Origin of the sequence: Pseudoalteromonas spongiae UST010723-006 (genome assembly GCF_000238255.3) — a bacterium.
Lineage (GTDB): Bacteria > Pseudomonadota > Gammaproteobacteria > Enterobacterales > Alteromonadaceae > Pseudoalteromonas > Pseudoalteromonas spongiae.
Genome location: NZ_CP011039.1, coordinates 321,173 through 345,827 on the forward strand (window position 1 = coordinate 321,173; position 24,655 = coordinate 345,827).

The 24,655-nt window shown below is 41.9% G+C and carries 18 protein-coding genes; 15 read left to right on the forward strand and 3 right to left on the reverse strand.

Annotation, left to right across the window (positions count from 1 at the left end; all coding sequences use genetic code 11):
- Window positions 1-8 precede the first annotated feature (8 nt).
- The 14 genes from PSPO_RS01560 to tldD all read left to right on the forward strand — a co-directional run bounded on the left by PSPO_RS01560 (window position 9) and on the right by tldD (window position 19,147).
- The gene (locus PSPO_RS01560; RefSeq protein WP_010561197.1) at window positions 9-476 is read left to right on the forward strand and encodes a type II secretion system protein; all 468 of its coding nucleotides are present in this window, start codon (window positions 9-11) and stop codon (window positions 474-476) included.
- Window positions 463-1,005: a prepilin-type N-terminal cleavage/methylation domain-containing protein gene (locus tag PSPO_RS01565; protein ID WP_010561196.1), complete on the forward strand. Its 543-nt coding sequence runs from the start codon at window positions 463-465 to the stop codon at window positions 1,003-1,005. The genes PSPO_RS01560 and PSPO_RS01565 overlap by 14 nt, the downstream gene beginning before the upstream one ends.
- Window positions 1,005-1,829, forward strand: a complete 825-nt coding sequence (locus PSPO_RS01570; protein ID WP_010561195.1) for a prepilin-type N-terminal cleavage/methylation domain-containing protein — start codon at window positions 1,005-1,007, stop codon at window positions 1,827-1,829. The genes PSPO_RS01565 and PSPO_RS01570 overlap by 1 nt, the downstream gene beginning before the upstream one ends.
- 8 nt (window positions 1,830-1,837) lie before the next feature.
- Window positions 1,838-2,275, forward strand: a complete 438-nt coding sequence (locus PSPO_RS01575) for a hypothetical protein (RefSeq protein ID WP_010561194.1) — start codon at window positions 1,838-1,840, stop codon at window positions 2,273-2,275.
- The gene (locus PSPO_RS01580; RefSeq protein ID WP_010561193.1) at window positions 2,250-6,296 is read left to right on the forward strand and encodes a LamG domain-containing protein; all 4,047 of its coding nucleotides are present in this window, start codon (window positions 2,250-2,252) and stop codon (window positions 6,294-6,296) included. Before PSPO_RS01575 ends, PSPO_RS01580 begins: the two co-directional genes overlap by 26 nt.
- A gap of 155 nt (window positions 6,297-6,451) precedes the next feature.
- Entirely contained in the window at window positions 6,452-8,443 is a 1,992-nt protein-coding gene (locus PSPO_RS01585; RefSeq protein WP_010561192.1) for an SUMF1/EgtB/PvdO family nonheme iron enzyme, read from the forward strand.
- A gap of 85 nt (window positions 8,444-8,528) precedes the next feature.
- Window positions 8,529-9,572: a rod shape-determining protein gene (locus PSPO_RS01590; RefSeq protein ID WP_010561191.1), complete on the forward strand. Its 1,044-nt coding sequence runs from the start codon at window positions 8,529-8,531 to the stop codon at window positions 9,570-9,572.
- Between the two features lie 40 nt (window positions 9,573-9,612).
- The gene (gene mreC, locus PSPO_RS01595; RefSeq protein ID WP_010561190.1) at window positions 9,613-10,446 is read left to right on the forward strand and encodes a rod shape-determining protein MreC; all 834 of its coding nucleotides are present in this window, start codon (window positions 9,613-9,615) and stop codon (window positions 10,444-10,446) included.
- Window positions 10,439-10,915 carry a rod shape-determining protein MreD gene (gene mreD, locus PSPO_RS01600; protein WP_010561189.1) on the forward strand — a complete coding sequence of 159 codons (477 nt, stop codon included), beginning with the start codon at window positions 10,439-10,441 and terminating at the stop codon, window positions 10,913-10,915. The genes mreC and mreD overlap by 8 nt, the downstream gene beginning before the upstream one ends.
- Window positions 10,915-11,490 carry a Maf family protein gene (locus PSPO_RS01605; protein WP_276526984.1) on the forward strand — a complete coding sequence of 192 codons (576 nt, stop codon included), beginning with the start codon at window positions 10,915-10,917 and terminating at the stop codon, window positions 11,488-11,490. The genes mreD and PSPO_RS01605 overlap by 1 nt, the downstream gene beginning before the upstream one ends.
- Window positions 11,487-12,959: a ribonuclease G gene (gene rng / locus PSPO_RS01610; RefSeq protein ID WP_010561187.1), complete on the forward strand. Its 1,473-nt coding sequence runs from the start codon at window positions 11,487-11,489 to the stop codon at window positions 12,957-12,959. The genes PSPO_RS01605 and rng overlap by 4 nt, the downstream gene beginning before the upstream one ends.
- Complete coding sequence (locus PSPO_RS01615; protein WP_010561186.1) at window positions 12,959-16,885, forward strand: YhdP family protein; 3,927 nt, start codon at window positions 12,959-12,961, stop codon at window positions 16,883-16,885. Before rng ends, PSPO_RS01615 begins: the two co-directional genes overlap by 1 nt.
- Entirely contained in the window at window positions 16,882-17,706 is an 825-nt protein-coding gene (locus PSPO_RS01620; RefSeq protein WP_010561185.1) for a carbon-nitrogen hydrolase family protein, read from the forward strand. Before PSPO_RS01615 ends, PSPO_RS01620 begins: the two co-directional genes overlap by 4 nt.
- Window positions 17,696-19,147, forward strand: a complete 1,452-nt coding sequence (gene tldD, locus PSPO_RS01625; RefSeq protein ID WP_010561184.1) for a metalloprotease TldD — start codon at window positions 17,696-17,698, stop codon at window positions 19,145-19,147. Before PSPO_RS01620 ends, tldD begins: the two co-directional genes overlap by 11 nt.
- Before the next feature lie 60 nt (window positions 19,148-19,207).
- Here tldD and PSPO_RS01630 read toward each other — a convergent pair whose 3' ends face one another.
- Entirely contained in the window at window positions 19,208-21,748 is a 2,541-nt protein-coding gene (locus PSPO_RS01630) for an Ig-like domain-containing protein (RefSeq protein ID WP_010561183.1), read from the reverse strand.
- 30 nt (window positions 21,749-21,778) lie between these two features.
- Window positions 21,779-22,309 carry a ribosome biogenesis factor YjgA gene (gene yjgA / locus PSPO_RS01635; protein WP_010561182.1) on the reverse strand — a complete coding sequence of 177 codons (531 nt, stop codon included), beginning with the start codon at window positions 22,307-22,309 and terminating at the stop codon, window positions 21,779-21,781.
- A gap of 175 nt (window positions 22,310-22,484) precedes the next feature.
- On the opposite strand from yjgA, the gene pmbA reads away from it, so the two are divergent.
- The gene (gene pmbA, locus PSPO_RS01640; RefSeq protein WP_010561181.1) at window positions 22,485-23,834 is read left to right on the forward strand and encodes a metalloprotease PmbA; all 1,350 of its coding nucleotides are present in this window, start codon (window positions 22,485-22,487) and stop codon (window positions 23,832-23,834) included.
- Window positions 23,835-23,854: 20 nt separating this feature from the next.
- On the opposite strand, the gene PSPO_RS01645 is transcribed toward pmbA, so the two are convergent.
- Window positions 23,855-24,595 carry a ferredoxin--NADP reductase gene (locus tag PSPO_RS01645; protein WP_010561180.1) on the reverse strand — a complete coding sequence of 247 codons (741 nt, stop codon included), beginning with the start codon at window positions 24,593-24,595 and terminating at the stop codon, window positions 23,855-23,857.
- Window positions 24,596-24,655: the final 60 nt, after the last annotated feature.

The following is a 24,655-nucleotide window of genomic DNA, read 5'->3' on the forward strand; positions in this document are numbered from 1 at the left end:
AAATCTAAATGAAACAACAAGGTTTTAGTCTTGTCGAGCTAATAATAACCTTGGTAATTTTAGGCACCTTGGCAGTAACCGTGGTGCCTAAATTTTTTACAAACGAAAGTTTTGATAGCTTTGAGTTCCGCGACAGAACTCTTACTATATTGCGCACTATGCAACTTCGCGCAATGCAAAATACTAATAATACCTTATCCCACAAAGTGTGTTTTAGTAGCGCTCAAATCGCACCCGCAATGACCAATAATTGCGCCAACTTAGCTATCGACTTTGCATATCTTGTTGTCAATATTCCAGCTAGTAGCACAGCAACACGTATCCAAACCCTTGATTCAAATAGTGCCAGTTTTAGTGAGCTAGAGTTTGATGATTTTGGCAGACCAAATTTAAATTGCGCGGCAAATTGCAAAATTGATTTTGGTGAGGCGGATATTTGCATTTCTGCACAAGGTGGCATTTATGCATGTGAATAGGCTTAAGGGCTTTACCTTAATTGAAGTGATTTTTGGCATAGTGTTAATGGCGATTGTGCTTACCATAGTAACAGGCCTGTTAGCACCACAGGCAAAGCAAAGTGCCGACCCCGTGATTCAAGTTAAAGCCAATGAACTAGGTCAGGCGATGATGAACGAGATTTTAGGGCGTTCATTTGACGAGCAATCACGACGCAGCCCACCCTATACACAATGCGGTATAGCCCCCAATTTATGTACACCGCCAGCTAATTTAGGCAATGATGGTGGTGAAACGCGCGCAGAGTTTAATGATGTAGATGACTTTATTGGTAATTATTCAACCGCTGCTATACAAAATAGCTTAGGTGAATCGATTTCAAATCTTTATCCAGGCTTTAGTCTGTCAGTTACTGTGGTTTACGATGATGATGCCAATGGTGAAGCAGATACATCTGGTGATTTTAATACCCTAAAACTAATAACTGTAACGGTGACAGCGCCAACAGGCGATGTATATGGTTTTTCTGCCTACAAAGGTAACTACTAATGAACCGCGCTAAACGAAAAGGTTTTAGCTTGGTCGAGCTGATAATTGTGATTGTGATTATTGGTATTGTAAGCATTAGTACGATGCAGTTTATAAAGTTTGGCGCACAGATTTATGCAACGGGTACAGAGCGAGATGAAGTGGTAGCACAAGCACGTTTTGCCTTATTGCGGTTAAGTAAAGAGTTACGCCAAGCAACGCCTAATTCGATTCGAGTTCAAGCCGGTAATATTTCAGGTCAAGCGTTTCAATGTATAGAGTTTACCCCGTTTAAAGCCAGCAGTATTTATGTCAACAACCCACCGCTTGATACTTCAAGTGCAGGTGATTTAATTGTTATTGCGTTTAATAATGAAGATAAAGCGTTTGAAAATGATCGTGTTACCTTGTATCCACAAAGCCCTGCTGATATTTATGATTTGAGTAATAACCGCGTTCGCTTACTATCGGCAGATCCCGTTGAAGAAGAGACAAATAAAACACAGCGTTGGTCATTTGATAATGGTTTTGCAGTTGCTTCACCAACGCAGCGATTGTTCGTATTGAATAACAGCCCAATTAGCTTTTGTGTTGAAGGTGATAGTTTATATTATTATCAAGGTTATGATTTTGAAGTGAATCAGCCAACGCCTTCGCTTTTGCATGTGCTTGATGGAGTGAAAGGTCAGTTTTTAGCAAAATACATTTCAGATCATTTAGCTTTTGAGTTTAATGACGCAAGTTTAACGCGAAATGCTATTGTTAATATAAGGCTGGCGATGGGATTTAATAGTTCTGAATCCTTGGTATTTAACCATGAAGTGCATATTCCAAACGTGCCCTAGAGAAATGTATGACGTTAAGGTTTAAACAGCAAGGCAGTTTATTAATTACATCGTTATTTGTTGCTATTGTATTGTTGGCACTCGGATTAGCGCTGACACGTGTTATTGAAGGGGGCGCGCAATCAAATGCGGTAGAGTACTATGGCTCTAAAGCGTTTTTGTCAGCGCAAAGTGGTGTTGAATGGAAACTCACACAGTTGTTTCCGCTGAATGCGCCAAACGGCGTATGTAATGCTGATGTGCCGCCAAACCATTTTAGTGCAACTAAGTATATGGAAAATTGCCAATTTGTAGAGCTGTCATGTAGCTCGGTGAATAATGTGGCGGATGCAAATTCTCCAACCTCTACGGTGACTGTGTATCGGATAACCAGTACAGTAAGTTGTGATTCTGGCCAGTGGACAACACAGAGAAGTCTCAATGTTGAAGCAAAAACACTTAACTAGCTTTTTCTACCTAATGCTGTTGCTTCCTAATTTAGTTTGGGCAAATTTGCCTGCCTGTGAAGACGTATTTCCTTCAGGAATTGCGACGTTTAATAACGGCAGTGCAATTATTTTAAATAACGCAGAAATTAGTGGCCAAGCTAATAGTGTAATTGTTACGACCAGTCTGGTAGATAATAACCCTGATGCGTGTGGTTCAAAGTGTATCGCTTCGGGAACGAATGCTGAAACCATTCAAGAGCCAAGTTTATTAAACCCTAAAACCAGTATTCCAAATAATGGCAAACTTTCAGGTGATTATTTGTTTACTGGTTCTTTATCACTTAACCGTCCAAACTTACGTGTTACCGGGCCAACACGCATAGTTGTAAGAGGATCTTTATCTATTTTTAGTGATATTGATGTGCCACGCCCGGACGATTTAATTATTTACGTAGCTGGCAGTGTTTCAACAGCCAGCAATGTTGAGTTTGGCGGATTTGTTTATTCACAAAGCCAAATAGATCTTGCATTTGGTGTTGAATTCGAAGGTGCGCTTACATCAGGCGCGTCGGTTAGTGTAGGCAACAGTGCCGAAGTAAGCTACGTAGCGCCAAGTATATTAAATAATTTTACGGGTATTTGTGGTGCGACGACGGTTGACCCAAATGCCTCACCTATCGCGGAGTTTCGTTTTGATGAATTTTCATGGTTAAGCGGCGTAAATAACCAAGTAATAGAATCAATTAACAGTGAACATGGCACGCCTTTTAATATTCAACCCGCTGAAGGAAAAATTTGTAATGCTGCATTCTTTGATGACGGTATTAGCAATGGGCGAATTGATATTGATGAGGACTTACTCAGTGGCAGAGAATTTACGATTTCGGCGTGGGTTAAAAGTAGTTTTTCGGGTAGCCAAGTACTAATTTCAGGGGCGCGTAATAATAATAATGCTAATGAATTAATTTGGTGGCACCCAAGCAGCACATTATTTGAGCCTTGGATAAAACAAGATCGCGCCTCTCGCATTAGCATTCCAAACTTTTCAGATAATGTTTGGCGACATTTTGTTTGGCGTCGTGACGGTTCAACGTCGTGCTTCTTTGTTAATGGGCAACAACAAGGCTGTGTATCAAATCACGATAGTGGTTCATTAAACATTAACTACCTAATGTTAGGACAAGAACAAGATAATTTAGGTGGCGGGTTTGATGCTAGTCAGCGCTTTCGAGGCTTAGTTGATGAATTACTTATTTTTGATAAAGCGATTGGTGATACTCAAATTCAAACCATCTATCAAAATCAAAATCTAGGCTTAGGCTGGGATGGAGCTGCACGCGAACAATATTGCGATGCCAACGGTTGGTGGCAACTTGATGGTGATTTTTTAGATGCCAATTTAAATGATCCTCATGATTTAAGTCCGTCGGGAAGTCCCACATTTTCAATAAGCTCACCTGGCCCGGCAAACACCATAGGCAGCCAAAGTACATGTGAATACGCAGAATTTGATGGAACCAACTATGCATCAGTTGATGACAGTGGTGATTTTAATTATCAAGAACTAACCGTAAGTACGTGGGTTTTCCCCACCGAAAATCGCGGTGGCCTACGAAGTTTAGTATCTAAAGATGAGCATTTTGAATTTCACTTAGACTCAAGTAATCGATTGTTTTGGTGGTGGCAAAATGCATCTAGGCAATCTCGTTCATTTACCAGCTCAAGAACTATACCGCTTAACCAATGGACCCATGTCGCCGTTGTTTACAGATCTGGTTCGCAAATTATGTACATTAATGGAATTGCCGATGCCTCGCGTAGTTACAGCGACGGGTTAGCTGATTCACCGTGTAAGTTTTTTATTGGCGTTGATGTAGGCACGAATACTTCAACGCAGTGTGGCGGTATTCGCAGCGATCGTTATTTTAAAGGTAAGCTTGATGAAGTAAGAATTTATTCACGTGCGTTACAACAGTCTGAAATTTTAAGTGATATGAATACGGTACGCACGTGTGACAATGCGCCGAGTGTTGACCATTATCGCCTTACGCTAAGTGATAATACAGGGTTAACATGCGAAGCTGAAACCATGATAATTGAGGCATGTGCTGACGATACTTGCAGTAGTTATTATCCAAACCCAGCGACTGTATCGCTTTCCACCTCAGGTGGTGGCGGGTTAAGTTGGTCTCCAAGTAACCCATTTACGGTAAATGGCCGAGCAAATATTAGCTTAAACAATATCCAAGCAAGTACCATTAATTATGCGCTAAACACTAATATAACGAATCCAAGTTCAGGGTTTAGATGTTTTGTCGGTGCAAATGAAGTGTCGCTTGCCAATTGTTATACCCAATTTGTGGAGACGGGATTTAAAATCAGTGCCGTTAGCGATCAAATATCAGGTGTGCCGTACAGCGCTGAATTAATGGCGGTAAGAAAAAACGATAATACAGGTGCGTGTGAAAGCATTTTTAGTGGTGCACAAACAGTTAATTTTACCAATAACTTTGTACAACCAAGTAACCCATCATCGATGGCGTTTACTGTAAATAATACGCCAGTAACAAACAACACACCTGTTACCGTTAATTTTGATCCAACTAATAACTACAAAGCGAATTTGGCGTTAAATTATCTTGATGCCGGTAGAATTAGTTTGTCGGTATTTGCATCAGCACCTAATGGAGCGAATTTAACTGATACCAGTAATAATTATGTGGTGCGTCCTGAAAGATTTAACATCACTGTAACCGGCGATCCGAACGCGTCTGATGCAGAAGACTCTGTATTTAAAATGGCGTCGGAAGATTTCAATATTCAAGTCGAGGCTCACAATGCCAATGGTGCGATAACTCGTAATTTTCGAAGTGCTGATATCACAGGAACAGTCGCGTTAATGCATAACTTGCAGGCGCCGCAAGCGGGTATTGACGGTGTATTATCGCCTAATGCTTTGCCGGCTAATGGTTTTGTCTCGGGTGTCGCGACGATCACTGATGCAAAGTTTAATGAAGTTGGGATCATTGAGCTACTTGCTAACCTTTCAAGCAGTAATTACTTAAACCATAGTGATGGTGGAGCTATCTCTGGCAGTAAAGCCAATGTAGGGCGCTTTATCCCTGCGCAATTTGAAATGACAGAGCAAACACTGACAAGTGCTTGCAATAGTTTTACTTATTACAGCCAGCCGTTTGATGAATTGAGTTACACCATTACAGCGCAAGATCTATTAGGTAACCGCTTATACAATTACACTTATAATGCAACTAGTGCGCTTAACTTTGCTAAAGCGAGCATTGAAAACTTAATTGAAAATGATGATGCTGCAAATTATAAATCGGCAACACTACTTGCGCCGCGTTACAGTTTGAGTGCCGATGATGGTGTCGATTGGCAGCAAGGTTTGTATGTGGTGAATGTAAATAATGCAACGTTAGAGCGTGATAATTCCCCTTCAATTCCGATGACGCAAGTGATGCCATTGGTGCGTTTAACTGATTCGGATGGCAAAGTACTTAACGATTTAAATCAAAATGCAAATCAACTTGCTGGTACAGCCGATAGTCGCGCTATTAACACGAATGTAATTGGCGGTGTTGAAACTATTTCGCCGATAGAAATGCGCTACGGTAGGTTAACACTCAGCAATAACTATGGCAGTGAATATGAACCGCTACAAATTCCGATGAAAGTTGAATATTGGGATGGCACTAACTTTGTAGTTAATACGTCAGATTCTTGTAGCGCATATAACTTTGCTAATTTAGTGATTGAAGATAATCAACCGCTTGAAGATGATTTGAGTGATAGTTTTGCCGCAGGTATCTACAAATCGGGTCGAGAGTTATTTTTGACTCCGCCAATGCCAACCGAACAGCGTACTTATAATGTTGATTACGTAAGCCCAGAAAAGTGGTTACGTTATGATTGGAATAATGATGGAGACTTTAACGACCCTAATGACAATCCAAGTGGTGTTTTACAGTTTGGTCGGTTTAGAGGAAACGATAGGGTGATTTATTGGAGTGAGAATTAAAAGATACACTCTTTTAATTGAAAATTTGCCATTTAAGGTAAGACAAAGCTTGTGTTTTGCATGACAAAAAAATAGCATAAAGCATTAGGGCAATTGCCCTTACGATAAAAACGAAAACAAGAAAACCAAAAATCGGCCGTTTTGGGAATAATTATATGCGACTAGCACCTTTGTCATTGGTGATCTCGCTTAGCCTATTTACATGGCAAGCACATGGACAAGACACTAATACAGTATCAAGCATTCAAGCTGAAATAGATATTAAGCAGTCTGAATTCAAAGAGTTATCTGGTGTTTTAGATAAACATCTAAAACAAGAAAAACAATTGCAAGAGCAATTGGAATTACTTCGTTCACGTTCTATTTCGTTAGAGAAAGAACGCAACCAATCATTAGACGCGATGAATGATTTGTATCGCCGTTTAATTGAAGACCCAACATTGGATATTAGTGCAGCTCAAACGCGCTACCAAAAAGCGATTGCGGATCTAAAGCAAAATAAAGATGATATAGACCTACAGCTTGTAGCGATTTCATCTCATCGCAAAGATATTGAAGCAATCCGCGTTTCAAAACATACCTTAGTTAACACCCTCGAAAGCTTAAAGCAGCAAAAGAATACCGCACGTGTTGAGCGTTTACGTAATGAGTTTACCCGTGAAGGCACTGTTGAAGTGAATCACACAGTAAACTGTAAGCGTACTGAAACGCTGGCGGCGTGTGAGCAACGTGGTCAATCACAAGGTTTACAAAAAGCCACAAAACGCTTTATGGACCAAATTTTTGCCAATATTACCGAGCAGAGAGTGGTTGAACCAAAGCGCAATATGTCAGGTGCACAGGTTCAAGTATTAAGCAGTCATGTGGTTAATAGCTCATTTAGCGGGCAAGGTAATTACAATACCAACCTAAGCGTAACCATGCGTGGCGAAGTAAACGCCAGCCGTTTATGTAACTTGCTTAACCTAGATAACAGTTTCTGCTCTGACTATGGTTCTGCAATTCCTAATGTCTATCAGCCAGTTATAAGTGCAAGCTATGATGAACCAGTAGTGCGTTTTAAAGATAATAAAAGCGCACCCTCATCAGCAAGCATGGTAACTAACCGTGATACGGTAGAGGTCAATACGCCAAAAAAGGAGCGATTGTTCCAGCTCACATTGCGTTCTAACGTGCGCGATGATGAAGTGTTTATAAATGGCGTGAGTTACGGCTCTACTCGCTTAGATGTGTCATTGCCATCAGGCAGCTATGATATTGAAATTCGTAAACAAGGTTATCAAACCTATACGCGAAATATTAATTTAAAACGCTCGCAAACATTACGCGCAAATTTAAGAAAAGAGACGATTACTCAGTCTAACTATAATCAAACGCGTACTCGCCAAACAACGTCAACACCAAGCCTTTCAACTCGCAGCACGATTGCAAATTCAGCTGGCATGATTGTGATCCCAGCAGGTGAATTTGAAATGGGTGATTTAACCGGGAACGGTTTAGCAAACGAGCAACCTATTGTTAAAAAGATTCTGAGTGATTCGTACGCGATGAACGAGAAAGAAGTAACAGTAGGCGAATACAACGAATTTGTTGCCGATACGGCTTATAAAACAGAAGCAGAAAGTGGCCAAGGCTGTGCTTACTATTTAAATGGTGAGCCAGTGTGGGAAGCGTCGCTTAATTGGCAAAACCCAGGCTACGAGCAAAAAGATAATTTTCCAGTTGTGTGCTTAACTTATTCAGATGCCAAAGCGTATGCTGATTGGTTAAGTGAAAAAACAGGCAACGAATATCGTCTGCCAACTGAGGTGGAGTGGGAATATGCGGCACGTGCCGGCACTAAAACCGATTACCCTTGGGGTAATGATATTGGCAATAACTTAGCTAATTGTGGTTGGTGTGGTAGTGAGTGGTCAAATCAGAGCCCAGCACCTGTAGGGTCGTTTAGCGCTAACCGTTTTGGCGTTTATGACACCGTTGGTAATGTGTGGGAGTGGACCCAAAAAACGGCTGGTCGTTCTGATGTTGCGATTCGTGGCGGTGCATGGAATTTTGCACCTACCTTAGCGCGAGCGTCGACACGCCTAATTTTAGCAACGGATTTTCGTGCTAATTACATCGGTTTTCGTCTAGTGCGTGAGCGCTAGACACTTTATATTTATTATTTGAGCGTTTAGTTATTCGATTAAAAATAAAACTGAACGTCATACGTTACAAGGATACCCCAGTTCCATGTTTAAAAAATTACGTGGTCTTTTTTCTAACGATTTATCAATCGATCTCGGAACTGCCAATACACTTATCTATGTGAAAGATCAGGGCATTGTTTTAAATGAACCATCGGTTGTGGCAATTCGTCACGACAAACCAGGTGGCCCTAAAAGTGTTGCATCAGTAGGTCAAGAAGCAAAACAAATGCTTGGCCGTACACCTGGTAATATCAAAGCAATTCGCCCAATGAAAGACGGCGTTATTGCCGACTTTTACGTAACCGAAAAAATGTTACAGCACTTTATTAAACAAGTGCACAACAATAACTTCTTACGTCCAAGTCCACGTGTTTTAGTGTGTGTACCGTGTGGTGCAACACAAGTTGAAAAACGTGCGATTCGTGAATCAGCAATGGGTGCAGGTGCGCGCGAAGTTTACCTAATTGAAGAACCAATGGCCGCTGCGATTGGTGCTGGTTTACCGGTATCTGAAGCAACTGGTTCAATGGTTGTAGATATTGGTGGTGGTACAACTGAAGTCGCTATTATCTCTTTAAACGGTATTGTTTACTCATCATCAGTTCGCATTGGTGGTGATAAGTTCGATGAAGCAATTATTAACTATGTACGTCGTAATTTCGGTAGTTTAATTGGTGAAGCAACCGCTGAACGTATTAAACATGAAATTGGTTCTGCATTTAATGGCGAAGAAGTAAAAGAAATTGAAGTACGTGGTCGCAATCTTGCTGAAGGTGTGCCGCGCTCATTCACGCTAAATTCAAGTGAAATTCTAGAAGCACTGCAAGAACCGTTACAAGGTATTGTAAGTGCAGTAATGGTTGCGTTAGAGCAATCTCCGCCTGAGCTGGCTTCCGATATTTCAGCACACGGTATGGTATTAACCGGTGGTGGTGCATTGCTAAAAGATCTTGACCGTTTATTAATGGAAGAGACGGGCATTCCGGTTGTTGTTGCGGAAGATCCATTAACCTGCGTAGCGCGTGGCGGTGGTAAAGCACTAGAAATGATTGATATGCATGGTGGTGATGTATTTAGCTACGATTAAGTAGCTAAATACACTTGTTTTACTGCTCTTTGAGGGCGCAATGAATTTAATTTTTGGTAGAAATACCTCGTTGCAATTACGTTTGGTAATTGCCATCGTATTGAGTGTGGTGCTGATTATCGGCGATCGCTACACGGATGGCGGTTCCAAAGTAAGGGCTAGCTTAAACACCATAGTTAGCCCTTTGTTTTACCTTGCAAACCTCCCTTATGAAATGTTCCGCGAAGGCAGTAAAAACCTTTCTTCTCACCAGAGTTTAATGGTTGAGAACGATGCCCTACGCGAAGCGCAATTGGTGCAAAATCAAAAATTGCAGCAATATGAGTTCTTACAGCTCGAAAACCAAAAGCTAAGAGCCTTGCTCGGTTCTTCAAATAAGCTTGAAGAACGTAAGTTGGTTGCCCAAGTTTTATCAGTTCATTCCAACCCATACAGCCATCAGGTGTTGATTAATCGTGGTTTACTTGATGATGTAAAAGAAAGCCTTGCGGTGATTGATGACAAAGGCATTGTTGGTCAAGTAACTCAGGTTGGCAGCACAACGAGTCGAGTGTTATTAATCACTGATACGCAACATGCTACGCCTGTGCGTGTATTGCGCAATAATGTGCGTACTGTGGTGGAAGGTATTGGTAAAATAGATCAGCTTAAACTATCTCATGTGCCACACAGTATGGATATTCGTATTGGCGATGTGCTGGTGAGTTCGGGTTTGGGTGGCGTGTTTCCTGAAGGGTACCCGGTCGCCACTGTAACGAGTATTAATCGTAACGAGGGTAGGCCTTTTTCTGAAGTCTATGCCAGTCCAATTGCCGAGCTCGACCGCATTCGTTTGCTGATTTTGCTTTGGCGCAACGAGGTGGCTAATGACTAGGCATTTAGGATTTATTTTACTCTCGGTATTTGTCTCTTTAGTACTTGCATTAATGCCATTGCCCATTGCATTTGAAATGTATCGTCCTGATTTAGTGCTGTTGGTAATTATGTATTGGTCTATCGCCTTACCCCATAGGGTAAACATTGGCTTTGCATGGATGGCCGGCCTGATTATTGACTTAGCGCTTGGATCTCCACTCGGTGTGCGATCACTTACTTACTCAATTGTGATTTATATTACGGCAAGTAATTACCAGAAAATTCGTAATTTTAGTGTTTGGCAGCAAGCGATGTTAGTGGCGTTGTTTTTAGCGCTTTATTATCTTTTGGTGTTTTGGCTGAATCACTTTTTACTCGATATTTATTTTTTACCACAATATTTATGGCCGGTATTAACGGGCGCATTGGCGTGGCCATGGTTGTTTTTACTGCTAAGAAAATATCGACGTCACTTTAGGATACGCTAATTTTGACTAAAATTTATTTAGCGTCTGCTTCTCCCAGACGCAAACAATTGCTTGCTCAACTGAATGTTGAGTTTGAACAGTTCGCAACAGATATTGATGAAACACAACAAACAAGTGAGTCAGCTGAACAGTTTGTTTGTCGCCTTGCGGAAGAAAAAGCGTTAGCAGGTGTGCAAATAGCTGCTCATAATTACCCTGTACTGGGTTCTGACACTGTCGTGGTATTAAATGACAAGGTATTAGGTAAGCCAGCCGATTTAGCGGATGCAATTGCAACCCTTTCATCATTGTCAGGTCAAACTCATCAAGTGATGACCGCCATTGCGTTTGCCAATCAGCAAGGGGTAATGTCGCAGTTAGTCGTTACTGACGTTACATTTAAACAGTTATCACAACAAGAAATTAATGATTATTGCGCAACAAACGAGCCATTTGATAAAGCAGGAAGCTACGGTATTCAAGGCGGGGCAGGTAGATTTGTTACTAAGCTTAATGGCAGTTACTTTGCTGTTATGGGATTGCCACTGTATGAAACCGAGCAATTATTAGCGCAATTTTTAAAGGAATTTGCATGAGCTCAGAGTTATTAATTAACGTCACACCTAGTGAAAGTCGCGTTGCATTAATTGAAAACGGCGTACTGCAAGAAGTGCAGCTAGAGCGTGAAGGCAATCTTGGTATTGTCGGTAATATTTACCTTGGCAAAGTGAGCCGCGTGTTGCCGGGTATGCAAGCTGCGTTTGTTGATATTGGTCTTGAAAAAGCCGCGTTTTTACACGCATCTGATATTGTAAATAGCACCTCCATTGCCGAAGGCGTGGATGATCAGCCAATCAAAAAAGTTCAGGATATTCGTGAATTAGTGAGGCAGGGGCAGTTTATTATGGTACAAGTGGTTAAAGATCCACTTGGCACTAAAGGTGCGCGCTTAACAACAGATATCACTATTCCATCGCGTTATTTAGTATTTATGCCAGATGCCACCCATGTTGGTGTATCACAGCGCATTGAAAGTGAAGAAGAGCGCGAGCGCTTAAAAAAGATCGTTGCACCATTTCATGATCAGGAAGGTGGCTTTATTGTGCGCACTGCAGCTGAAGGCGCAACCGAAGCTGAATTAGAGCACGATGCTAAATTCTTAAAAAAACTGTGGCACAAAATAGCAAAAAAACGCAAAAAAACGCGTAAAGAGTCGATTCTTCACGAAGACTTAACTCTTGCTTTTCGCACACTGCGCGATTATGTCGGTGAAGATATGGAGCGTATTCGTGTTGATTCAAAGCTCACGTATCAGCAGCTCACGGCGTTTACCGAAGAGTTTGTACCAGAGCTTGCCAAAGCATTGGAATATTACCCGGGTGAACGTCCCATTTTTGATTTGTTCAGTGTTGAACATGAAATCCAGCGAGCCCTTGAACGTAAGGTTGAACTTAAATCGGGTGGTTACTTAATATTTGACCAAACCGAAGCAATGACAACGGTGGATGTTAACACCGGTGCGTTTGTTGGCCATCGCAACCTTGAAGAAACCATTTTTAACACCAATATTGAAGCAACTCAAGCGATTGCTCGTCAGTTACGTTTGCGTAATTTAGGCGGCATTATCATTATCGACTTTATTGATATGGCCAGTGCCGAGCATAAACGTCGTGTGCTTCATTGCTTAGAAGTTGCTATGGCGCCAGATCGTGCCAAAACCAATATCAACGGTTTTTCAGCGCTAGGCTTAGTAGAAATGACACGTAAGCGTACGCGAGAGAGTTTAGAGCATATTCTGTGTGGCGAGTGCCCAGTGTGTAAAGGGCGAGGCGCACTTAAAACAGTTGAAACTGTTTGCTATGAAATTCTACGTGAAATTGTGCGTGTTAATCGTGCTTACGATGCGACTAAATTTGTGGTTTACGCTTCGCCAGCTGTGAGCGAGGCACTGATTAACGATGAGTATCACAACTTAGCTGAACTTGAACTTTTTATTAAGAAACAAGTCAGTATTCAAACGGAAAGCTTGTATAATCAAGAGCAGTTTGATGTGGTGATGATGTAGTGCAAAAAGTAAGGCACACCTGTTTTTGGTGTTTACGTAAAGTTTGGCAAATATTCGCGATCAGCCTTGTGCTGGTCGCTGTGCTTGTGTCGTTGCTAAAATATAGCTTGCCCTATGCCAATGATTACAAAGCTGAAATTGAAGCACTGATTACCGAACAAGTCGGCACTAATATCGCTATTGGTTCTATTTCTGCTGGTTGGGAGCACACAGGCCCCGCATTGGTACTTAATCAGGTATCGTTCGGCAAAAACCAGCCACTAGCTCTTGGACTCTATGTTGAACAATCGCGTTTGCATGTTAATGTGTGGCAATCTGTGCTGCAGCGCAGGTTAGTATCAAATTATTTTGTGTTGTCAGGGCTTAATGCCAAAGTTGATTTAACCCAGCCTTTCCCAAGCAGTGATGAAAGCACCGACGGTGCTAATTTAATCGATGTACTCGAAACCTTATTTTTAGCGCAAAGTGGTCACTTTGCTGTAGAAGATAGCCAATTTTTAGTTAATACCAAGCGCAATGAAAAGCGCGTTATTGCTATTGAGCGTGTCACTTGGCAAAACCGTAACAATCAGCATCAAGGCGTAGGTTACATCACCTTGCCTGGTATTTCTGATAATCGATTAGAGATTATTCTCGATTTATACGGTGAACATTTCTCTGAATCTTTTGGTTCTTTATTTGTTGAAAGTAAGCAGCTAAATGCGAGCAGTTGGTTGCGCGATGTGCTTTCGGATGATGTAACCCAAGTTAAAAGCGATATTAACTTTAAAGCATGGGCGCGATTTAAAGAGTTTAAAGTTGAAAACATTCAACTAGATTGGCAACCAAGCGAGATTAGCTGGCAACAAGAAAACGAAAGAGAGTCGTTACAAATCAATGCAGGTACGTTAAGAGTGCGACCGCACAACGATGGTTGGCGATTTGAAACGTCTGAACTTGATATTGCTGCTAATCAAAATCAATGGCCAAGCTTTGGTGGTAAAATTGACTACAACAATGGCCGCATTACGACGCAATGGCGTGACTTTCCACTGGCATTATTAAGTGATGTAGCGCCTTTGCTCCCCTTTGAGCAAACTAAAATTGTTGAGCAGCTATTGCTAAAAGGCTCAGTTTCAGACCTTTATGTGCAATATCACAACCCAGAAGATTATTTCTTTACTACCTCAGTGCGCGATTTGTCATGGCAGCACTATAATGGCATTCCTGGGGTGCAAAACTTATCGCTCACGCTGGTAGGCGATCAATCAGCAGTTAAGTTGTCAGTTCAAGGTAATGAAGATTACATCATGACAGGCGAGCTGTTTACGCGTGCTATTCCGTACAAGCAATTAACCATTAACCTTGATTTTCTTAAACAAGCGCAAGGCTGGAGACTCGAAAGTGACACTATTTGGTTAGATAATGATGAGCTGACCTTCGCCGCAGAGTTTTCACTTAATTTATTTGAGCAAAGCGAACTTAGTTTATATGCAGAGATGCAGGGGCCAGAAGTACTTAAAGCGCGTCATTATTTTCCACGAGGTTATATGCCGCAGGGCACAATTGATTACCTCAATCGTTCACTGCGAGGCGGTAAAATAGATGTGGCAAAAGTGTTGTGGCAAGGTAAGTTAAGTGACTTCCCATATCAAGAACACAACGGCCGCTTTTTAGTTGACGCTAAAGTGACCGACGCAACATTTAACTTTAATCAATCGTGGCCAGATATTACTAAACTTGAAGCTGATTTAATTTTTTCAAATGAACGCATGGACATTGTATCGCAGCAAGGTGTACTTGCTGGATTGCAGTTAGGTAACGGCGTTGTTGTTAGTATTGACGACTTATCACACGCAAGTACGCTAAATGTTGATATTGAAACACAGCAAAAAGCACAAGAATTACAGCCTTTCTTTGCGGCCACACCACTAAAAGACTCTATTGGTGCGGTACTTGAAACCGTGCAAGGGCAGGGTAAGGTACTTGGTAAAACACGCATTCAAGTACCGTTAAGTAAAGGCGAAGTGAGCGTAAGCGGTTCTGTTGACCTTAAAAATACCCCGATTTTTATTGCAAAGCCGGGTATTCCTTTCGATCAGGTGACCGGTACTTTAATCTTTAACAACAGCGATATTCAGCTCAAAAATGCGACGGCTAGTTGGCTTGATATGCCGTTTAAGTTTAATTTGCAAGGCAAGCAGCAAGGCGAAAACTACGACCTGTCAGTGACAGGTGATGCCAGCTGGCAAGTGAGTGACATTGTTAAGCATACGCAAGGCATTATGAGTGGTTACATGAGTGGTGTTGTGCCGTTTGATATTGCGTTTAATATGCAGCTAAAGCCGCAAGGGTTTAATTATACTGCCAGTGCATCGTCAGATTTAATTGGCTTAAGTACAGCATTACCAACGCCATACAGTAAAAAGCGTGATCAAGTATGGCCACTTACCTTAAATGTAAGAGGCGATGAAATCTCGAACTTGATCACCGCCAATATTAATCAGCAACTCTATTTTAATAGTATTGTTGATAATCGCTTAGGTAAGGTAAGTAATGCACACTTGATCGTCGGTGAAAATGATCTTGGTATTAACGCCAGTGGTTTCGATGTGACGGTAGCCCTTTCAAAAGCCGATATCGTGGAGTGGATCCCGTTTATTGATCATTTGGTTGCTACACCAACCGAGTCGAATTCGGATCATCAAGTATTTCCTAAGTTAAAAGAGGTAAATGCCAATATCGATTATGCGACACTATCGGAAATTGAATTTAATGATCTTGAGATAAACCTTAGCGCATTAGCGCAGTCTACCCAGCTGAAAATTAATGGTAAAGAAGTACGCGCAGAAGTGAGTATACCGCGTATTCTTGCGCAGCGACCTGTGTTTATTGAAGCTGATTATTTACGGCTTAACTTTAAACCTGAAGAAACAGAGCCACAACCTAGTGCTGGTTTAAAGCCAATTGATGACTTTGGTAGCCCACAAGATAATGAATGGTTAACCCATTTACCGGCGATTCGATTTAACTGTGCCGATTGTAAAGTGGATAGCTATCAGTTAGATAAGCTTGCGCTCGATTTAGATCCGGCTGATAACGGTTTGCTGATCAGTAAGTTGACTGTCGATAAAGGCAAGCACTTATTTATCGGTGAAGGCAGCTGGCAAAAACAAAAAACTAACTTAAGCGGTAAACTAGTAAGTAAGGATATCGGAGAGCTAACCGACGAATTCGACCTCACCAGCTCAATTAAAGAATCTAACGCCGAAATTGATATTGATTTGTACTGGTATGGTACGCCTTATCAGTTTAATACGCAGTCGCTTTCTGGCGATTTAAAGTGGCGCTTAGGCGATGGCTATATTACCGATATTAGCGATGGTGGAGCACGTGTATTTTCATTGTTAAGCCTAGATTCGTTAGTGCGTAAGCTAAAGCTGGATTTTAGAGATGTATTTGCCAAAGGGTTTTTCTACAACAGCATGCAAGGCAGTATGCAGGTTGATAAGGGCGTGGCGTATACCAAAGATACTGAGCTAAATGGTGTGCCTGCAGATTTAACCATTAAAGGTTATGCAGACCTTAATACGCATAAAATTGATTACACCATGTGGGTTGCGCCAGAGGTGACTTCAAGCATTCCAGTAATTGTTGCTTGGATGGTAAACCCTGTAACAGGTTTAGCTGCACTTGCGATAGATAAAGTGTTGCATTCAGCGCGCGTTATTTCTGAAATTGAATACACCATTACCGGCACCTTTGAGCAACCAGTTGTTACAGAAAAAGGCAAGAAGAGCCGTGAAATTGAAATTCCACAATCGACTTTGCCTGGTACACCCAAACAAGATGTGTTGCCAGCTGAAAAGAAAATAGTGCCGCTAAGTGATGCAACTATGCCAAATGAGCAATCTAAAGTTGATAAAACAGAAGGTCAAAATCAATGATTGTTGTTTTGCAATGGACGGTAAGTGCTAAACCAAGTAGCAACTTGGATTATTTGCGCCAGCAGTTAGTTGCCTTGCGCGACGAGCATGTAAATGATCCTTTGCTGGTTTGTTTGCCAGAAGGGTTTGCTTGTTTTGATGCCAAAGCCCATGACTTAATGGCGTTTGCCAATAATAGTGCGCCATTTATTGATCAAGTATGTCAGCTGGCAAAACAGTTTAACGTTTGGATAAGCGCCGGCACTATCCCAATCGCCGAAGGGACAAAATATTACGCAGCCTCTTTAATGGTTAACCAGTTAGGTGAAGTGGTTGCACGCTATAACAAAATCCATTTATTCGATGTGGATGTTGACGATGCAAAGCAAAATTATCGTGAATCTAATACCACAATCGCCGGCAAAGACTTAGTCGTAGTTGACACACCGTTTGGTAAAATCGGCTTAACGATTTGTTATGATATGCGTTTTCCGGGCTTGTTTGGCGCACTTAGAACTTTAGGTGCAGAGATTATTTTAGTGCCATCGGCATTTACCGTACCTACTGGCAAAGCACATTGGTTGCCGTTGCTACAAGCGCGAGCGATTGAAAATCAAGTATACCTAGTTGCTGCTGCTACCACAGGCACACATGACAATGGCAGACAAACGTATGGTCATAGCGTGATTATCTCACCTTGGGGTGAGATAGAGGCGATGTTAGGTGATGAAGCTAACAATATCGTATACTTACCCAATATGGATAAATTGACAGACGTAAGGCAAAAAATGCCACTGTTGTCACATAACCAATTTAATTATGAGTTTAAACATGAGCAATAACGTAGAACAGCATTTACTAGCGCAAAGCGGCCTTTCACGCCAAGATTTGCTCGATAGTTTGTCTTTAATTCAAGAACACCAAATTGATTATGCTGACCTGTATTTTCAATCAAGTCATCATGAATCTTGGGTACTCGAAGACGGCATTGTTAAAGATGGTAGCTACAACATTGAGCGTGGGGTTGGTGTGAGAGCTGTATCTGGTGAAAAGACCGGCTTCTCGTATTCTGATGCAATTAATAAAAATGCTATTACACAGGCGGCTTTGGCAGCACGAAGTGTTGCTGATAAAAATAGTGCAGCCCTAAACACCAGCAAAATCCAGGTAGTGGAGCTTGATAAGAATATTATTCAGCCGATTATGCCAATTAGCAGCTTAACGGATGGCGAAAAAATTGATTTGTTAAAACAAATTGATGCGTATATTCGCAAAATTGCGCCAAATGCATCGCAAGTTGTGTGTTCAATGGCAGCGGTTTATGAAGAGGTGCTTATTGCCGCGAGTGACGGCACATTTGCAACAGATGTGCGCCCGCTTATTCGTTTAAACGCATCGGTACTACTTGAGCAAGATGGCAAGCGTGAGCGTGGCAGTGCGGGTGGCGGTGCGCGTTTAGACTATGGTTATTTTTATGAAATGGTTGATGGCAAACCACGTTGGATGACTTATGCCGACGAAGCAGTGCGTTTAGCAAATGTTAACCTTGCCGCAATTGAAGCGCCTGCGGGCACTATGCCTGTGGTACTCGGTGGTGGCTGGCCTGGTGTGCTGCTACACGAAGCCGTAGGTCATGGCTTAGAGGGCGATTTTAACCGTAAAGGTTCTTCGGCCTTCAGTGGTAAAGTAGGTCAGCAAGTTGCTTCTAGCTTATGTACTGTGGTTGATGACGGTACGCTGGACAACCGTCGTGGCTCATTAAACGTTGACGATGAAGGTGTTGCTGCGGGTTACAACGTGCTTATTGAAAACGGTGTGCTGAAAGGGTACATGCAAGACAAGCTTAATGCGCGTTTAATGGGCGTAGCGCCTACAGGTAACGGTCGCCGTGAATCATATGCCCATTTACCTATGCCGCGTATGACGAATACGTACATGCTAGCGGGTGAAAGTACACAACAAGAAATCATTGAAAGTGTTGAAAACGGTATTTTCGCGACGAACTTTGCAGGTGGCCAAGTTGATATTACATCAGGCAAGTTTGTGTTCTCGGCATCAGAAGCGTATTTAATTAAAGATGGCAAAGTAACGCAACCAATCAAAGGGGCTACCCTAATTGGTAACGGCCCAGACGTAATGCACAAAATTTCAATGGTAGGTAATGACTTATCACTTGATAATGGCGTTGGCGTGTGCGGCAAAGATGGTCAAAGTGTTCCAGTTGGCGTCGGTCAGCCAAGTCTTAAAATTGATGAACTTACAGTTGGTGGTACAGCTGCTTAAATTGTTGCACTGATTTTAGAATACAAAAAAACGCTGCAATTGCAGCGTTTTTTATGAGCTTTATTGTAAGTCGACAGTAATAAACTGTGATGTGACTACGCCACCGGAGCTTGTTATTTCAATCGTTAAGTTCGCGGTAGTTGCATCATCACCTTCAGCGAGCGTATTTTTTAGCGTAAAACCTATCGTATCGCCGCCAAATACATTCTTACTCTTTGCACTTGAGATAGTAATATTAGTATTTAAGTCAGTTTGACTGATTGGATTCGGTGTTCCATTGGTATTACCTACCGTAAAACTTGTTTGACCAACTAGCTCGCCGACATCGGTATTTACACTTACAGTACTACCTTGGGGTAAGGTTTGTAATGCAGTGTCAGCAAAGCTTAGCGAATAAGATTGGCTAGCACCGCGTGCAATGGGTGTTCTAAATATACTTACGTTATCACGGTTACTCGCGACTATAGTTTCGCTAAATTCACCCGGTGTGGTTTCCACTGTTTCATACAATGACCAATAGCTTTTGCCACTTGCCATAATCAGCACCAATGACTTACGCACATTAATTAAGCTTTTTGTTGAGCATAAATTGCCCGAACACTGTGGGCCGTTAAACATACCATCAGCGCTGGCAAATGTTTTATTGTTATCAAAGTCGATAAAAGTTTCGCCTTGGTCGTATTGGTCGTTTTCGTTGTCATCGCGCCATGCTTCCGACATATCGATAAAACCTGATGGTAAATATTCTGCACGACCAAACCCGCTTGATACTTTTTCGTTTTCTACAGCGCTGCCATCTTGATTATCAAATAGATTATTACCATTGGTATCGAAAAAGGTTTCATGGCCAATGGCGGTAGCCAGAATGGTAGATCTGTGGTTAAACACGCGAGGGTTGCTACTTTGCCAAGTGACTGAACATGAACCATTGGTAGTTTGACAGCTTGGCTCTATTTGACCGCCTTCAGTGGTAAAGTTCACTGTAGTGCCATCGGGCACGGGGTTATTAAAACTGTCTGCTAGCCATGCGGTAATCTCACTGGTTACGCCATTTGTATTGTGACTTTCAGGGTTAAGAATTTCTGCGGATAAAGAAATACTGTTTTGATCAGCCAGACCGGTATTAACTGAGAGCAAATCAGATTGACTGATAATCTCGACGCTTTCGCCTGCATCGTTAGTCGTTGTGGCACTTGCGGTAACGCGAACCGGTGTTGGCACAGTACCCGAGATTACTTTGGTACTCACTTCACCTTGTGAGTTAGTAATTGCGGAGGTGGGAGATATTTCTAGACCACCAACATCGGTACTTGCACTAAAATTAACTAGCTGTTGAGCCAGTAAATTTCCCTGTTTGCCTTTCACGCGGAAAGTGATGGTTGAAATTTCTTGTTTGCCTACGCCGCCAGTACCTTTAATCACGATTGACGTCGGATCTGCTGATACAAACTCAATGGCACCGAGTGCTTCGCCAGAGAGGTTTACATCTTGCGTTAAAATAGTGTTTTCGCCGTTTACGGTAACGCTTGCGATTATTTGATCTTCATTGCCGTTTGCCCCAGCGCAGTTAATATCTTTGTACGTTGAATTAGCTTCCCCGTTTATTGTGAGAACTTGCTGGTCAATGCTAGCTGTGCCATTAATTACACAGCTGGAGCTAAAATTAACAGCAGTTGGCGTAGTGATTACTTGCTGGTTTTCGTCTACTAATACTAGTGATAGGCCGAGAGTACCGCCTGCCGCTAAATCTACCGAGCCATCGCTTTGGCGCGCAACGCTTAGTTTCAATTGGTTAGCAACAAAATTACCATTGCTGTCAAAGTAACCCGCTTGTACAACTGGTGTATCAATATCATCGGCACTTAATACTTGATAGTTTATTTGCGAACTTACGCTATTACTTTCATCAATTTGGTACGTTGCTACGGCTGTGGCTGCGCCGATAGGACTGTCGGAAGCGAGCGTTAGCTGTACACTGGCATTACCATTTGCGTCGGTTAACCAAGATGCGGCATTAAGTTCACCAATCTCAGCAGTAAAACTAATCGGTACTTGGCTAATTGGGTTGTTGAGGTTGTCGAGCAAATTGGCTTTAAGCGTAATAACTTCGCCTTGCTTAGCATTGTTTACCGCTAAATCGCCAACTAAGCTGGTGAGTGTTACAACAGGCAGTAGCGTTGTTTGACTAGTGTCACGTAAAAACTCAAAGCTTGTGCTAGCGCTCGCATCTTGCGATGTTGCTGTGATGTCAGCTGCGCCAATATCAGAAGGGGTACTGCTGAGTAATACTTGTGCAATGCCATCAATATTGGTTAATTTGCTACTTGGCGACAATGTGCCTAGCGCTGTTTCAAAACTAACACTGGTATTGCTTACGGCTTCGCTATTTTTACTTAGAAAAGCCTGTACACAAAATGTTGACCCAGCAACGAGAGAAGGTGTGGTAAGCGCTTGGCAGTTTTCATCAAGTACCGAAAGTGTCAATAGCGTTGGCGCATTTGGGTCTGGCGGTGTCACTTCATCGTTTTTACCCGATGAGCCATTACACGCTGCAAGCGCAGATGCAGTGAGTAAAATACCAAGTTGCCTTATTGTTCTCATGCTTATCCTTAACCGTTGCTGTTTGTTTTATTAGTGCGTGATTACTTGTTTTAAACACTGAAAAATTTCGCGATAAGCTTTAGCTGGCTTATTTGCTTCTTTTTCTTTTTTTGCTTGGCGTGTTAATTGACGTAATCGCTGTCTATCAAGTTCGGGATATTCTGATACTAACTCATTGATCTTATTGTCGCCAACTTCAATTAACTCATCGCGAATATGTTCAAGTTTATGAAACAACACATTGCCTTGCGCATGCTTGTTTTTCAGAATATCTACCGCTTTAGTGATCTCTTCAATATTTGCCGCTAAGCGTAAACATTTTGCAATGTAGTTTAAATGTCTGCGGTAAGCTTCTGTTTTCTCTTTAAGGCGATCTGCAAGCTCCATCGCTTCAATCAATTCATCATTTAATGGAATTGTTTTACGTTGCTTTTTGCTTAGTCCAGCAATATCGGCACCAAGTCCATGTAACTCTTTGGCATCACGTTTAAGTTCTGCACGTGATACGTAAATAATTTCTTCCTCTGGCGTATCGAAATCAACTTTGTTCTTTTTGGCCATGGTTTCTCCACAAATTAGTAATGTCACGCATTGTTAGTCTGTTTTGAGTGAATCTACCCAAGTCTAATTGCGTAATTTCTTTATATTATACGTGAAAAATCTGTTTCGATGCTCTGCCTTATGACGGTATTTTTGATATGCTTAAAAAAATATTTAAATTTAAACTCATTTTCCTATGCAAGCAGACTCTAACGATCCAATTTTTCAGCGCCTTAATGAAGTTAAGCAAGCGGTGAGCGAAGCGCTCGATTACGCAAAACAGTTAGGCGCAAGCTCTGCTGAAGCGGCAATGTCGAGTACTTCAGGTTTATCTGTTTCAACCCGTTTAGGCGAGCTTGAAACGATTGAATATAACCAAGACGGTGCCCTTGGTATTAGTGTTTATGTAGGAAATAAAAAAGGCTCAGCGTCAACCGCAGATTTAAGCCCTGAGGCGCTAAAAACGGTTGTATCGAAAGCAGTTGAGATTGCTAAATACACATCAGAAGATCCATGTAATGGCATCGCTGATAAAGAGTTGCTTGATTTTGCTCCGCAAGATCTTGATTTGTATCACCCTTGGCAAGTAACCGCTGAGCAAGGAATTGACTTGTGTAAACAAGCTGAAGCGGCGGCAATGCAGTTTGATAGTCGTATTAGTAATTCAGATGGCGCTAGTTTTTCTAGCCACAATGGTCTGCGTGTATATGGCAATAGCTATGGTCAATTAGTGGGATTTCCGCGCAGTCGTCATAGCATTAGCTGTATGGTGATTGGCGAAGAAAATGGCATGATGCAACGCGATTCAGCGTATACCATCGCACGTAAACAAGAAGGGTTAAGTAGCGCTGAAAGTGTTGGTATTGAAGCGGCAGAAGAAACAATCGCACGTTTAAATTGTCGTCGTATTCCAACGGGTAAGTATCCGGTTGTGTTTCGCGCTGATATCGCCAGCTCGCTATTTGGTCATTTAGTTTCAGCCATTGGTGGTGGTGCACTTTATCGCAAATCGAGTTTCTTGCTTGATAGCTTAGGTAGCCAAGTGTTTAGCGATAAAGTGAATATTCAAGAGCGTCCGCATATATTAGGTGGCTTAGCATCTTCTGCTGTAGACAGTGAAGGGGTTAAAACCATAGATCGTGAAATCATTAAAGGTGGTGAGTTACAAACTTACTTATTAGCAAGTTATGCATCACGCAAACTTGGTATGCAGGCAACAGGTCATGCTGGTGGTATTCACAACTGGTTAGTAGAAGCTTCACATCAAGATTTAAAAAATGTGCTTAATGAAATGGGCACAGGTTTGTTAGTAACTGAAGTTATGGGTCAAGGTGTTAATATTGTTACCGGTGATTATTCACGCGGTGCAGCTGGCTTTTGGGTAGAAAATGGTGAAATTCAATACCCAGTAAGTGAAGTTACCATTGCCGGAAACCTGAAAGACATGTTCTTAAAAGTGGCGGCAATTGGCGGTGATGTTGATGTGCGCGGCAGCATTCAAACTGGCTCAATTTTGATTGAGAGTATGTCTATTGCCGGTGAGTAGTCGGCCTTAATTACGACACCTTACCAATATTGCTCCACGGTAATATTTCCAGGCTTTGCGCGGCGATTTCGCGTAAAGCCTAAATCTAATAGTAATTGCGTTGTTTCTTTGACCATTTCTGGATTTCCACAAAGCATAAATTGACTGTTTTGTGGCGTTGGCGTTACTTCAACATGGCTAAACAACTCACCTGAGGTTATCGCATTAGTAATGCGACCTTGCAGCCCATCGGGCCACTCCTCTTGACTGATAACGGGCACAAACGTCAGTGGATGATTGCTACACAGGTCGCAAATTTGCTGCTGATAAACTAAGTCTGTGTGATTACGTACCCCGTGAACAAGCACAACATGTTTATACTTTTGCCAAATCGCACCATCACCTAGCATAGATAAAAAAGGCCCAATCGCCGTGCCTGTCGCTAATAGCCATAATGTGTCAGATTCTGGCACCTCATCTAACGTAAAAAAGCCAGAGGCTTGCTCAGCAATTTGCAATGTATCCCCTTTTTTTAAATCCGAAAGCGGCGGTGAAAGTAATCCGTCTTCCACAGTAACCAGTAAAAACTCGTGAAGGTTATTGTTTGGCGGTGTATTGACGAAAGAATATGCACGGGCGACTTTTTTATCTTCAATTGTCATTGCAAGTTTAGTAAATTGCCCTGCTTTATAACTTGGTAATGACGCAGACACGGTTAAACTAAATAGCTTGTCGTTCCACCACTTGATATGAGTAACTTGTCCATCAATCCAATTTGCCATAATTTGCTCTCAACATTTATTTGGGGCTACTTTAACTGTGGCAGCTGCGCTGAGAATTTC